Annotated in this window: 10 protein-coding genes; 8 read left to right on the forward strand and 2 right to left on the reverse strand. The window is 60.5% G+C overall.

Annotated features, from left to right (window positions below; all coding sequences use genetic code 11):
- Positions 1–401: 401 nt before the first annotated feature.
- A complete protein-coding gene (locus ACRYA2_RS24840; RefSeq protein WP_433634165.1) occupies positions 402–827 on the forward strand; it encodes an EamA family transporter in 426 nt (141 codons plus the stop codon).
- 157 nt (positions 828–984) lie between these two features.
- Positions 985–2142, forward strand: coding sequence for a glutathione-independent formaldehyde dehydrogenase (locus ACRYA2_RS24845; RefSeq protein ID WP_433634268.1), 1158 nt, complete (start codon positions 985–987; stop codon positions 2140–2142).
- 472 nt (positions 2143–2614) lie between these two features.
- Here the strand turns inward: ACRYA2_RS24845 and ACRYA2_RS24850 are convergent, their stop codons facing one another.
- The gene (locus ACRYA2_RS24850; RefSeq protein ID WP_433634167.1) at positions 2615–4219 is read right to left on the reverse strand and encodes a BCCT family transporter; all 1605 of its coding nucleotides are present in this window, start codon (positions 4217–4219) and stop codon (positions 2615–2617) included.
- Positions 4220–4456: 237 nt separating this feature from the next.
- Here ACRYA2_RS24850 and ACRYA2_RS24855 point away from each other — a divergent pair, with 237 nt between their 5' ends.
- The 3 genes from ACRYA2_RS24855 to ACRYA2_RS24865 all read left to right on the forward strand — a co-directional run bounded on the left by ACRYA2_RS24855 (position 4457) and on the right by ACRYA2_RS24865 (position 6892).
- Positions 4457–5245 carry a hypothetical protein gene (locus ACRYA2_RS24855; protein WP_433634169.1) on the forward strand — a complete coding sequence of 263 codons (789 nt, stop codon included), beginning with the start codon at positions 4457–4459 and terminating at the stop codon, positions 5243–5245.
- Positions 5246–5327: 82 nt separating this feature from the next.
- Positions 5328–6461, forward strand: coding sequence for an aromatic ring-hydroxylating oxygenase subunit alpha (locus ACRYA2_RS24860; protein ID WP_433634171.1), 1134 nt, complete (start codon positions 5328–5330; stop codon positions 6459–6461).
- A gap of 71 nt (positions 6462–6532) precedes the next feature.
- Complete coding sequence (locus tag ACRYA2_RS24865; RefSeq protein WP_433634173.1) at positions 6533–6892, forward strand: hypothetical protein; 360 nt, start codon at positions 6533–6535, stop codon at positions 6890–6892.
- Between the two features lie 248 nt (positions 6893–7140).
- Here ACRYA2_RS24865 and ACRYA2_RS24870 read toward each other — a convergent pair whose 3' ends face one another.
- Entirely contained in the window at positions 7141–8322 is a 1182-nt protein-coding gene (locus ACRYA2_RS24870) for a DUF8073 domain-containing protein (RefSeq protein WP_433634175.1), read from the reverse strand.
- 213 nt (positions 8323–8535) lie between these two features.
- Between ACRYA2_RS24870 and pabB the strand changes: the two genes are divergently transcribed.
- From pabB to ACRYA2_RS24885, 3 genes are all read left to right on the forward strand, one after another.
- Positions 8536–10053, forward strand: coding sequence for an aminodeoxychorismate synthase, component I (pabB, locus tag ACRYA2_RS24875; RefSeq protein WP_433634177.1), 1518 nt, complete (start codon positions 8536–8538; stop codon positions 10051–10053).
- Complete coding sequence (locus ACRYA2_RS24880) at positions 10050–10619, forward strand: anthranilate synthase component II (RefSeq protein ID WP_433634179.1); 570 nt, start codon at positions 10050–10052, stop codon at positions 10617–10619. The genes pabB and ACRYA2_RS24880 overlap by 4 nt, the downstream gene beginning before the upstream one ends.
- A 217-nt stretch (positions 10620–10836) precedes the next feature.
- The gene (locus ACRYA2_RS24885) at positions 10837–13410 is read left to right on the forward strand and encodes a GcvT family protein (protein WP_433634181.1); all 2574 of its coding nucleotides are present in this window, start codon (positions 10837–10839) and stop codon (positions 13408–13410) included.
- Positions 13411–13597: the final 187 nt, after the last annotated feature.

A 13597-nucleotide genomic window follows, 5' to 3' on the forward strand; every position in this document is an offset into this window, starting at 1 on the left:
CTTGGCACTCCCAGTAGCCCCACCTGCCACCGTCCGTGAACCCCTCACAGATTCTCACCGTGCCGGGGTTCGGTGGGATTAAAAACCTGAAATATCCAACGCTCAGGATTCCTCCACGTTCACGCGGAGGAGGATGTCAATTAGCCAATGACGCCGCGAATCAGCTGCTCAGTTAAAGTACGACCGTAACGAGACAACACCTATCGGATTCCGATGGTATTCCTGAACCTGTGGCAAACGTATATGAAAACTATCCTGCAAGAATTTCCGGGTTCCGCACGCATGTCAACATATCCGGTATATGAATGCCCAATGCACACTCATGCTTTAGCAGCGAGTGTTTAAACACCAGTCATAATGAGCATGGGTTTTCTTTAAATAGCGATGCGAGGTTCTCACTGATGGGGCTTACTGAAATGGATTCAGGGATTTTGTTCGGCTTGATTACAATGACGTCATGGGGGATTTGGATAATCTTAGGCAACGCTGCGTCGGAGTCCATTGATCCGAGGACTGCTGCCGCGATCTCGTATCTCGTAGCGGGTCTTCTAGCACTTGGATTTATCGTTGTTTCAGATGCATCGCTCGCCGTTACTGCGAGAGGAGGGCTGCTTGCTGGGGCGGCTGGACTGTTCACTGCAACCGGCCTTATTTCGATGTACATCGGATTCTCCCGAGGGTCAACGACATTGGTCTCTACTCTCGGTGCCATGTATTTCGTCGTAGCGGCCATCATCGGTATGGTCGTTCTCGGAGACGATGTTACGATAACGAAAGTTACTGGAATCGCGTTCGCAGGCCTCAGTATCGTATTAATCACTCGATAGATTGGCTTAATTTGATGGTCGCACGTGAGTCGGTACTGACTATATCGCGCATTTTATACATATATATATAAATATATTATTTTAAATATTTTATGTTTCGTCCAAAGCGATAAGTGGCAAGGAAGGGCACTGGTAAGTGGGTTGTTTCCACATGGGAATGAACGCCGTTGTTTATCAAGGCCCCCACGACGTCGGGGTCGAAGAAGTCGAAGAACCGGAGATCGAACATCCGAACGACGTGGTCATAGACATCACGACGACAGCAATCTGTGGGTCGGATCTCCACATGTACGAAGGCCGGACGAACGCAGAACCGGGCATCGTCTTCGGCCACGAGAACATGGGGACAGTCAAAGAAGTCGGCGAAGCCGTCTCCACCCTAGAGGAGGGCGACCGCGTCGTCGCACCGTTCAACGTCGCCTGTGGGTTCTGTGAAAACTGCGAGGAGGGGTACACCGGATTCTGTACGAACGTCAACCCGGGATTCGCGGGCGGCGCCTACGGGTACGTTGCGATGGGCCCCTACCAGGGCGGGCAAGCCGAGAAGCTCCGAATTCCGTACGCGGATTTCAACGCCCTGAAACTCCCGCCCGGTGACGAACACGAAGACGCGTTTGCACTCCTGGCGGACATCTTCCCGACCGGATGGCACGGACTCGAACTAGCGAATTTCGAACCCGGCGATTCGGTCGCCATCTACGGAGCAGGCCCTGTCGGCCTGATGGCTGCCTACAGTGCTAAAATACGGGGGGCCTCCGAAATCTACGTCGTCGACCGCGTCGAAAGCCGTCTCGACCTCGCGGAAGAGCACTGTGACGCCACGCCAATCGACTTCGAGGAGGCAGATCCGGTCGAACAAATCAAGGACATACACGGCGGCGGTGTCGACAAAGGTGTCGACGCTGTCGGCTATCAAGCCGTCGACCCCGACAAGGAAGCCGACGACGCCTACGACCCGGCCCGCGAGAATCCGGCCATCGTCCTCAACAATCTCATCCGGACGGTCAGGCCGACCGGCGAACTCGGAGTTCCTGGCCTGTACGTCCCGGAGGACCCCGGCGCTCCGGACGAGTCCGCCGCACAGGGACGGCTCGGCATAGACTTCGGCCTCCTGTTCGAGAAGGGGCAGCGACTCGGAACCGGCCAGTGTAACGTCAAGGAGTACAACCGGGAACTTCGAGACCTCATCATCGAAGGGCGTGCCGACCCGAGCTGGATCGTCTCTCACCGCGTCGATCTGGAGGAGGCTCCGGAGATGTACGAGCGATTCGATAATCGCGAGGAAGGCGTCACCAAGGTACTCCTGGAGCCGTGACATCCTCTCCGCCCTGAAGGTGAGGGTTTCTCCAGGTACTTCCGTACCAATCGATTCGAACAGACACAGGGGTCCTACCGCCTCGTTCTCGGGTGTTTCCGGCAACCAATCTCAATCGACCCGAACGGTTATGACCGTCACTATGGTACGTTGTTATATGTGCCAGTATTGTAGCTTTAATTTCCACGATGGTTGGACAGCGCTCTTGGAGTACGACGACGTCTACCAGACGGCTATCGGCTCGAGCGACGCTACCCACGGGTTCCACGAACCGTGGTCGGACCTCCGTGAAGAGGTTTACAAAAAGGAGTAGACTCCTCGGGTCGGTCGGAATCCGGGACGCGGGAGGCGTCTCGAACCGCATGGTTCGCTGTCCTTGTTTCTGGCAAATCGCGATTGGAGTCGACGTAGCTGGAGAGAGGACCCCAAATGGTGATCGTCGAACGAGCCGAAGACAGTCGCTACGGCGGCTTCAATCGTCGTCTGCGTTCGCGGTTACCATCGACGACCGATCACCACTCGCGGTCGAGGGTTGGTCGGCGTCCGTCTCTAGTACTGGCCTGAGGCGCTGGAACTCGAGGCACATACCGACGATGGCGACGACGCCGATGACGGCGAACGGACCGCCGGTGATAATGGCGGAGGAGCGCAGCGCATCGATACCCCCACCGACGATGAGTAGCGACGCTAAACCGCCCATCAGCCCGCCCCAGAGGACGCGGTTGACGGTGGAGGGGTGCTCTTTGCCGCCGGTCGTGAGCATGCCGAGTGCCAGCGTCGAGGAGTCCGCGGAGGTGACGAAGAACGTCATCACGAGTAGCATGAATACCAGTGACAGCAGCGAACCCAACGGTAGATTGGCGAACAGTGGGAAACCAGAGACGGCAACGCCCTGGTTCGAGATCGCCTGTAGCATCGGCGCTGCGCCGGTGCGTTCGAGATAGATGGCTGTCCCGCCCATGGTCAGAAACCACGGTACTGTGGCGACGGTCGCACCGACCAAGGCCGTAGCGGTTACCTGACGGATGGTTCTGCCACGGGAGATGCGCGCAACGAACAACCCGCCAAACGGTGCCCACGAGAACACCCACGCCCAGTAAAATACCGTCCAGTTACCGACCCATTCGCCGGTACCCGTGGCGTTCGTATAGAGGCTCATCCAGAGGAACTCGTTCATGTACTTGCCGACGGCTTGTAGCCCGGTGTTCATGATGTAGTTCGTCGGTCCGAGCAGAAACGTCGCGAGACACAGCAGCGCGAAGGTGTACATGTTGAACAGCGAAATCTTCCGGATACCTCGCTTGACGCCGAGGACGACCGAGATAGTGAATCCGATGGTCATTCCCGTGATAACGAGGATGGTGCCGCCGTCGCCGAGAGTCACGCCGTAGTTGTATTCGAGGCCAGACAGGAACTGGCTGCCGACGAATCCGAGCGTGGTCGCGATGCCGCCGATGGTCGCGAACACGGCCAGGATGTCGACGACTTTCGCCAGTGCGTTATCTAGATTATCGATTCCGAGGAACGGCGCGAGCAGCGTCGAAACGCGCATCGGTGCGTCCCGCCGGTGTGCGTAGAACGCGATCGGAAGTGCGATGACGAGGTACGGGACCCAGTACGAAATTCCCCAGTGAAACAGCGTGTACTGGATTGCACCAACTGCAGCAGACTGGGACTGCGATTCCGCACCGACGAGCGGGGGGACGGTGTCGTAGTGGAAGATGGCCTCGGCCGGTCCCCAGAAGACGATGCCCGCGGCGATGCCCGCCGAGAACATCATGGAGAAGAACGCGGAGGTGCTGAACTCCGGCGATTCGTCCGGCCCGCCGAGTTTGATATCGCCCCAGGGTCCGAGCATCAACCACAGCGAGAACGCGACCATGAGGAACATCGAGAACACGTACACCCACATGAATTCGGTCCAGAGGTACTCGTTGACCGCTCCCATCGCTTTCGCCGACGCTTCGGGATTGAGGAAGAAGACGACGATCGCGATTAGTGATACGCCGAATCCAACGGTGAACACACCGGTATCTAACTCTTCGAGGAAACCCTCGACGGTTTTCCCGACTCGCATATGCCCTTTACTCACACGTACCACTGGTGAACGTTGGTGGGGCATATACAGTCCCTTTAAGAGTCGGGGTGAGGGAGGCAACGTCAGGCCTGGCTTCTTGAGTGATTCGCGGATGACGGCGACGACGGCCGGTTGCGATGGTGACAGCCGTCGCTGCTATGTCGGTCGCCGGTATTCGTACCCTCGTCGACGCTCGATTTGCCTATCTATTTCACTCGTTAGACGCGAGAGGTCCGTATGGACGACCGAAAACAGGCCACGTTCGGATCCGACGGGGAGTTGCGGACCAATGACACGACCAACGAGGGAGGCGACGAGGAGGACGCGGCGACGAACGACTTCGGCGACGAACGCGGCGAGAACGAGACGAAGTCCGGGGCGAACCGGTATGCCGTCTCCAGTCTGCTCCAGAAGGCGGTCAGACGTTCGGACGAGGAGACCGCAGCGTGGGCCGCCTGGGAACTCGTGCGGTCGGGCTACGCGTGGAACTTCTGGGATCGAGTCAACCTGTACGTCGTCGAGGACCTGCGCGCCGGTCACGAAGTGGCGCTCACGATCAGTCGCTACGAGGAACTGGCGCGCGAGCGCTGGTCGGAGGACTCCTGGCGGGGGCGACTGTGTGCGGTGCACGCCGCGCTGGCAGCGGCCAGGGCGCCCTCCTCGCGCGAGTCTGCACACGCGGACGATTACTTCGACGAACTCTCAACCGAACGGGCCACCGCACGCGAGGAGGGTCGGGAACCGCGCTTCGACCACCCGGCCGACGACCTCGAACCGGGCGGGAAGTACGACGTCGCGTTCGACCAGCACACGTACGAGGGAAAGAAGCGCGGCCGCGGCGGCGCCTTCTTCAGGACTCACGGAGCCCGGGTCGGCCCCGAACAGGAACCGGAACTGAGTCGCCGGTGGCGACTCCGGAGTATGAAGCTGGAGAGTCGTGACTACACGGACGAGCAGCTGGCTCGCGCCGTCGCACCGGTCGACGACGAGAACAGATGGTCGGGTGACGGAGCTCGCGACGAGTGACCGCCCTCTAGGGGGTATCTTATATGAATGTTAAATATGAATGGTGAACCGTTTTTGTGTAGTGGGCGTTGGTTGTGAGTGTATGTCACAGTGGGATAAGTCTGAAGTCCAATCCGTGAGTGCGGACATAACGGACAAACCGAACGCGCTGCCAGCCGAATACTTCACCGACCCCGACGTCTTCGAGATGGAGAAAGAGAAGGTGTTCGGGCAGTACTGGATTTACGCCGGTCACTCGAACTGCATCTCGGAGCCCGGGGAGTTCTTCACTCGGACGGTCGGCGGACGGCAACTGATCATCGTCCGGGACCACGACGGCGACGTCAAGGCGTTTGACAACGTCTGCGCGCACCGCGGGTCGAAAATGGTCGAGGACACGCCGATGACCGATCCCGGGAACGCGAAGCGCATCAAGTGCCCGTATCATCTCTGGACGTACGACCTCGACGGTAACCTCCAGAGCACGCCGAAGAGCTTCGAGGAGGCCACTCTCAACCCGGATCTCGAAGACGAGGAGGTGCACGAGTTCGATTCCAAGGAGAACGGATTGAACGACGTCCACGTCGACACCATCGGCCCGTTCATCTTCGTCAACTTGGACGACGACCCGATGCCGCTCGAAGAGCAGGCTGGGTCGATGAAGGAGGACCTCGAAGCGTTACCGCTCAGCGAGTACGAACACGCTCGCCGGATCGTCTCGGAAGTCGAGTGCAACTGGAAGGTGTTCAGCAGCAACTACTCCGAGTGCGACCACTGCCAGGCGAACCACCAAGACTGGGTCAAGGGTCTCCAGCTCGCCGAGTCGGAACTCGAGGTCAACGACTACCACTGGATACTTCATTACACCCACAAAGAGGACGTCGACGACGAGATGCGGATTCACGACGAGCACGAGGCCCAGTTCTACTACTTCTGGCCGAACTTCACGGTCAACATGTACGGGACCGCCGACGGCTACGGTACCTACATCATCGACCCCATCGACAAGGGACGCTTCCAACTCATCGCCGACTACTACTTCAAGGACGCCGACCTCTCCGAAGAGGACGAGGAGTTCATCCGGACGAGTCGGCAGCTCCAAGAGGAGGACTTCGAACTGGTCGAGCGCCAGTGGCAGGGCCTGAAGACTGGCGCGCTCGCACAGGCACAGCTCGGGCCAAACGAACACACCGTCCACCGGTTCCACCAGCTCGCACAGGAAGCGTACAATTCGTAGTAGCGCGATAGAACGACTCCACAGTCTTCCCCAGAAACGCAGGCATCGTTTTCACACGAATCACACCAATCATGACCCACCAAACACAGGCATTCTACGCCGTTTCTTGCCCGGAGTGTGACGTCCAGATGGAGACCGACACTCCGAACGAAATCGTAGAAATGTATCGGAGGCACAGCAGCGTCACCGGCCACGACGTCGAGATAGAGCAGGCGGAAACGAGCTTCGTGGACGACATCGACGGTGACGAGATCGAACCAGTCATCAGACAACTGCAGGAGCAGTACCGAAACGGCGTCCCCATCGGCGTCGTCGCGGCGGTGATGAGCGATCGCGGTCTGTCGCTCGCAGCGACCCTAGACGAAATCCACGAACGACGGATGGACGGCGGACTGTACGAACCACAGGACGACCACCTCGCCGTGGTCTGACGTTCGGCGCGTTTCGCTCTCGTTTTCACGCATTTCGGCCGGGGCTCGACAGTTCCTGGTTCAGGACCGAACCCGTGCGAAACGCGGACTCCGACGAGCGACGAACTGCGACGACGAGACTGCACAGTACGAACGCAGCAATAGCGGGCCAAACGCTCCAAACTATCGGTGCACACGAGATGGGCCGCCTCGACCCGCGTCTACGGGTGAGACAGGCCGAGCGCCTCGAGACTTGACCTCGAATCGGTTCACGGCGTATCCGTGACGCTCTGGCGGATACGATCGGCGATTTCGGCCCGCGAGATTCTACGGTTGCCCCGCTCCGACAGTCGAGCGACGACGAGGTCCAGCAGGTTCAGGCGCTCCAGCAGTTGCTGCGCCTGGTCCCGTTCGATGTCCAGTTTGCGCTTGACCTCGTGTAGCGTTCGCGAAGATTCGACCGCGTCGGCCAGTTGTTGAACAGTCAGCCCGTCCGGGAGTCCGATCCCGTCGGCGACGACCGGCCGGTTGGCGATATCCTCGACAGGGTCGTCTACGCCCATCTCCATCCCTGCCGCCGTTTCATCCGGCCGTCGGTCAACGGGGGACGATTCGGAGCCCGTCTCCGTCGCTTCTGCGGCGTTCTCGTCCGGCGACAACGAGTCGTCGCGATCGTCTCGCTCCGGTGGGGCGACGTCCTCGTCGTCGGAACTGGAGACGGTGTCGTAGGAACTCGGTTCGTGTACGTCCGCTTCGGTCATGTAGCGCCGCACCGTCTCTGCCGCCACGTCCATCTTGATGACGTCGGCCATCTCGACGAACGTGTCGCAGGATTCGTAGATTTTTCGCAGGTATTCGGTATCTTCGTACGGCGGGAGCTCCTCGTTTCGCGCAATCTCCACCTCGCGCTCCTGCTCCGTCCGCTCCTCGATGGCGGTGTCCCGTCCGGACTCACGGTGGACGTCCTCCGTTCGTTCGTCCGCCGGTTCTTCGACGACGTCCGTTCGCTCGTCCGATGCCGTGGGGTCACCGCCCTCGTTTCGCTGCGTCGCTCCTCTCTCTGCGGTCCGTGGTCGTCTCGTCCGGTCATCTGCGGCGACGGACACCACGGACGTTACGAGAATCGTCCCGTCTTCGACGCGAGCGCTCTCGCCTTCGACTGACACTCGGTCGTCGTCGATTCGGTCCGCCGTCGGAAGCGCCGACGCTGGAAAATCGACCTGCAGTCCACCGTCATCCTGAATCCGCGCCATCGTCGGAGACGGGTCGTCCGCCGCTTCGCCGCTTAGTGCCGAACACAACGGAACGGCGATATCGACGGTCGCGCGCAGCTCCTCGTTTGACTCGGACTCGTCGGGGCGGGCCGCCTCTACGCGCTGTATCTCAGCGTGCGCCGATTCGTAGCACTCGAGTGCTTGAGATAGTCTATCAAACGAGGTGCTGATTCCCATGGTAACTATCTGCTTCCACCCAGCCCCTTGGAGAGGATATAGGTACATCATGAATCATCCACATATTCAAATACCCCCTTCTGCGGACGCGAGTCCCGCGCGACAGCGAGATGCCCTGTACCAGCGCCCGGCCCAACTTTTTTCATCCCCTTCTCCCTCTCTCCGTACACCACTTCGGGACACAGTCGAGTCTCCCGTGGAGGCGACACGCACATGAGCGACCTGAACGAACCGAACGTCGTTACGGACAGAGCGTCGTTTCTCGCGACCGCCAGGGCCGCACCGGCCAGGGCGCGGGTCCCGGTCGAGGTTCGCGTCACCGTTTCCGATCCGTTCACAGCGTACCGTCGCGCTCGCGACGGCGGAGAGGGGTTCTACCTGGAGACGACCGGCGGCCAGTCCGGATGGGGGTACTTCGGCCTCTCCCCGATCGAACGGATTCACGTCACCGCCGACAACACGTCCCGAGACGAGCCGAGTCCGTCGCTAGCCGCCATCGACGCCTTGCTCGACCGCGAGCAGTTGGTCCGCGGGGACTGTACGGTTCCGTACCCCTGCGGCGCGTTCGGGTGGTTGTCCTACGATATCGCCCGAGAACTCGAGGATCTGCCGGACGCGACCGAGAACGAGCGAGCGCTACCGCGTCTGCAACTCGGCGTTTTCGATCGCGTCGCCGCGTGGCGAGAGCCCCGAGACGCAGAATCGGTCACGCTACACGTCACGGCGTGTCCGCGCGTCGACGACCCCGCTGCTGCGTACGAGCGAGGCCGGGAGAACGCTCGCGCTCTCGCACGAATCGCAGCGGACGGAACCGAGGAAGCGTACGCTCCGCCGACAACGACGAACCGTGCTACGTTCGAAAGCGAGTGCAGCAGAGAGGCGTTCGCGGACCGCGTCCGCGCCGTCAAAGGGTACGTTCGTGACGGCGATACGTTCCAGGCGAACGTCTCCCACAGGCTGGTCGCGCCCGCCGCAGCCCACCCTATCGACGTGTTCGATGCCGTTCGACGTGTGAACCCCGCGCCCTACTCTGGATTGCTGGAGTTTCCGGGCGTCGACCTCGTGAGTGCCAGCCCCGAACTCCTGCTCGAAGTCCAGGGAGACGACCTCACCACGGAACCGATTGCCGGAACTCGTCCACGGGGCGACACGGCCGAGGAGGATCGATCCCTAGAGGAGGACCTCCGCGACGACGAGAAAGAACACGCCGAACACGCCATGCTCGTCGATCTCGAACGTAACGACCTCGGCAAAGTAAGCGAGTACGGATCTGTCGACGTCGAGGAGTACAGGCGCGTGGATCGCTACTCGGAGGTCATGCATCTGGTTTCTCTCGTACGCGGAACGCGACGGGATGATACGACACTTGCCGACGCAGTCGCGGCGATGTTTCCGGGAGGAACGATTACCGGCGCACCGAAACCCCGGACGATGGAGATCATCGACGAAGTCGAGTCGACCCGACGGGGACCGTACACCGGCAGCATCGGTGTGTTCGGGTTCGACGACCGAGCAACGCTCAACATCATCATTAGAACGCTCGTTCGATACCAGGACGAGTACCACATTCGCGTGGGCGCGGGAATCGTAGACGACTCCGACCCAGACCGTGAGTACGACGAAACGCTGGACAAAGCGCGGGCGCTCGTCACTGCTGTCGACGAAGCACTCGGTGAACGGGCCGCGTTCGCCGTCGAAACGTCGTCGAACGCGAGAGGAGACGCACGATGATACTGGTAATCGACAACTATGACTCGTTCGTGTACAACCTCGTCCAGTACGTCGGCGAGTTCGCCTCCGTCGACGTCCGGCGAAACGACGAAGTCGACGTCGAGACGATCCGGAGACTCGACCCGGACGGTATCGTCGTTTCACCCGGGCCGGGTACACCCCGGGAAGCGGGCGTGTCGGTTCCCGTGTTCGCGAAGACGGAATACCCCGCGTTGGGCGTGTGTCTCGGTCATCAGGCACTGTGCGCCGCCCACGGCGCTTCAGTCGGTCACGCGCCCGACGTCGTCCACGGGAAACCGTCCGAGGTACGCCACGACGGTGCCGGATTATACGCCGGCCTCCTCGAGCCGTTCGAGGTGGGGCGGTATCACTCGCTCACGGTCGACCGAGGGTCGCTGCCACCGTGTCTCGTGGAGTCCGCGAGAACTGACGACGAGCGTGGAATCGTCATGGGCGTCCGGCACACGGAACGCCCACACGTTGGCGTACAGTTTCATCCCGAGAGTATCCTCACCGATGCAGGCGAGCAGATGGTCGAGAACTTCTGTTCGTCGATTGCTCGTTGAGTGGACCGTTGCGAGACGACTCGCTGACTGTCTTCCTTCACAGTGATATCACTGTTATTTCTCGTCGTTCGGGCCGGCCACCGTCACTGGTCTGTCCAGACCTCCGACGTAGGCGAGGACGGGAAACTCGACGTGTTTTATTCCGTATGTTTTGATTGTATGAGAGCGCTCGGCGATAATTATATTTGTACCCACCCTGGATTACCCATCGTTATCTATGAACGCGGACCAGAGTCTGCCGAGAGAAGCAGACACGGTTATCGTGGGTGCCGGCATCGTCGGATGTAACGTCGCGTACCAGCTGACGGAGCTCGGGAGAGACGACGTGGTCGTCGTCGACCAGGGACCGATGCCGACGACCGGCGGGTCGTCGACGCACGCCCCGGGAATCATGTTCCAGACGGACGAACCGAAGATTCTCTCCAAGTTCGCACGCTACAGTCGGAACCTCTACTCGGATCTCGAAGGCCAAGACGGAGCGCAGGCGTACAATGAGGTCGGAGGGATAGAAGTCGCCCGAACCGACGAACGGATGGACTACCTGCAGCGGCGCGTCGAATGGGGGAAATCCTGGGGAATTCCGGATCCACAGATTCTCTCACCCGAAGAAGTCGAGGAGAAGCTACCACTCGTTAACAGCGACGTTATCAAAGGCGGATACTACTCGCCGACCGACGGACAGGTCTCCGGCGTCGTCGCCTGCGACGCGCTGGCCCGGAAAGCGATGGACAACGGCGCGAAGTTCGTTCCCCACACCCGAATAGAAGACGTCGATACGGACCGTGATGAGGTCCAGACCGTAGTCACCGAGAACGGGACGGTCGAGTGCAACGAAGTCGTGATTGCGACGAATATCTGGGCGCGACAGCTAGGCGAGAAGTTGGACGTCCACCTCCCGGTGACGCCGGTCGAACACCAGTACACGATGACCGAGTCGCTCGACGAACTAGCTGACAACGCATCGGACATCACCGACCATCCGCTGTTCGAAAATTACCAGAACGTCTCCGGCGAGAAAGCAAAACGCCTCCTCGTCGGACCTGACCGTCCGATTCTGCGCGACCAGGATAACGCGCTGTACTTCAGGACCCACGGTGACGCCTACGGAATCGGTTCGTACAACCACGAGCCAATCGTCCCCGACCCGGAGGACCTCGGCGGCAACGATCCGGACGGCGAGCAGGGATCGGTCCACGAGTTCACGGACTACCACATGAACAACGCGACCCATCCCGACCGGCCGGACAAGTCCCCCCGGCAAGCTAGCGACGAACTCCTGCCCGCTACCGAGGGTGCGGAGCTCGAACACAAGTACAACGGGATGTTCGCCGAGACGCCGAACGGCCTGCCCGCAATGGGGCCTGTTCAGGGGTACGACGGACTCTGGGTCGCTGCAGGCATCTGGGTTACTCACGCCGGCGGGGCAGCGAAGGCTCTCGCCGAGTGGATGGAGACTGGCGTTCCACGGTTGGACGACGAGCGCATCGACCTCTCGCACGCGAACGTCAACAGGTTCGACGCCCACGAGGGAAGCTGGGACTTCGCCCGTGACATCGGCGGCGAAGAGTACCGTATCGTCTACAACATCGTTCATCCCAAATGGGTGTGGACGGACAAGCAGCGCGATATCCGGCGTACACCGATGTACCACGCTCACGAGGACCTCGACGCCGAACTGTGGGCCGAGGCCGGCTGGGAGGAGCCACAGTGGTACGAATCCAACGCCGATCTGTTGGCCGAGTACGGCGACCAGATTCCCGAGCGAGACGGCTGGGAGGGTAAGTACTGGTCGCCAATCGAGGGTGCGGAGACACTGAACGTCCGCAACAACGTCGGCCTCCACGATATGACCTCCTTCAACAAGATGGAGGTCGTCGGGAGCGACGCCGGCGAGTTCATCCAGTACCTCTGTACGAACGACATGGACATTGACGTGGGCGACGTTCGTTACACCCTGATGTGCAACGAGGGGGGCGGCGTCCGTGCGGACATTACCGTCACACGGACCGACGACGACCGCTATCTCCTGTTGACGACCGGACGTGAAGTCGGGAACAATCACGTTGCGTGGGTACGCGAGCAGTCGCCCGATGACGTGGTCGTCAACGACGTCACTTCCAGCCTCGCAGCGATGGTTTGTACCGGTCCGAACGCCCGGAAGGTGCTTTCGAAGGTGACCGACGTCGACCTCTCGGATGAGGCGTTCCCGTTCTTCACGAGCCAGCAGTTTTTCGTCAAGAACGTACCCGTCACGGCGCTTCGCGTGTCCTACGCGGGCGAGCTCGGCTGGGAACTGTACACCCCCTCCGAGTACGGCGAACAGCTCTGGGAGCACGTCATGGAGGCCGGCGAGGAGTACGACATTCGGCCGTACGGTAACGGGGCGCTCGACGCGCTCCGTATCGAGAAAGGATTCCGGCTGTGGGGAGAAGACCTCCATACGGAACACAATCCCTACGAGGCAGGACTCGGTTGGGCCGTCGATCTCGACACTGACTTCATCGGTAAGCCAGCCGTCGCTGCGGCGGCCAACGGCGATAACATCGAGCACAAGGTCGCCTGCCTGACCCTCAACGATGAGGACGCGACAGTGCTGGCCCATCGACCGGTGCTCGATGGCGACGAGACCATCGGATATCTCCACAGCGCGGAGTACGGATACAGCGTTGGTGCCTGTGTCGCGTACACGTATCTCCCACCGGAATACGCCGAGCCTGGCACGAAGGTAGAGATTCTGTACGAAGGCGACCGGTACGCGGCGACCGTGCGAGAAGAGCCGCTGGTGTCCTGAGCGAAGAAGCTCTCCTCTCGGTACACGCCGCTGCATCGACGTTCCGAACCCGGCCGGGAGAACCGACGGCGCGGCCTCAAACGTATCGCCGCCTTCGTTTGGGACGTCGCACTGGCGGAGCAGGCTGTATCGCTCTCGTCCCGCTGTGGTTGAACACCCTAGATTAATTAGTCCACCGTGAAACGTT

It is taken from the genome of Halomicrococcus pelagicus (assembly GCF_050954125.1).

Bases quoted from the DNA above. Each gene is read 5' to 3' on its own strand.
- ACRYA2_RS24840 (WP_433634165.1), top strand. From the start codon at position 402: ATGGGGCTTACTGAAATGGATTCAGGGATTTTGTTCGGCTTGATTACA.
- ACRYA2_RS24845 (WP_433634268.1), top strand. From the start codon at position 985: ATGAACGCCGTTGTTTATCAAGGCCCCCACGACGTCGGGGTCGAAGAA.
- ACRYA2_RS24850 (WP_433634167.1), bottom strand. From the start codon at position 4,219: ATGCGAGTCGGGAAAACCGTCGAGGGTTTCCTCGAAGAGTTAGATACC.
- ACRYA2_RS24855 (WP_433634169.1), top strand. From the start codon at position 4,457: ATGGACGACCGAAAACAGGCCACGTTCGGATCCGACGGGGAGTTGCGG.
- ACRYA2_RS24860 (WP_433634171.1), top strand. From the start codon at position 5,328: ATGTCACAGTGGGATAAGTCTGAAGTCCAATCCGTGAGTGCGGACATA.
- ACRYA2_RS24865 (WP_433634173.1), top strand. From the start codon at position 6,533: ATGACCCACCAAACACAGGCATTCTACGCCGTTTCTTGCCCGGAGTGT.
- ACRYA2_RS24870 (WP_433634175.1), bottom strand. From the start codon at position 8,322: ATGGGAATCAGCACCTCGTTTGATAGACTATCTCAAGCACTCGAGTGC.
- pabB (WP_433634177.1), top strand. From the start codon at position 8,536: ATGAGCGACCTGAACGAACCGAACGTCGTTACGGACAGAGCGTCGTTT.
- ACRYA2_RS24880 (WP_433634179.1), top strand. From the start codon at position 10,050: ATGATACTGGTAATCGACAACTATGACTCGTTCGTGTACAACCTCGTC.
- ACRYA2_RS24885 (WP_433634181.1), top strand. From the start codon at position 10,837: ATGAACGCGGACCAGAGTCTGCCGAGAGAAGCAGACACGGTTATCGTG.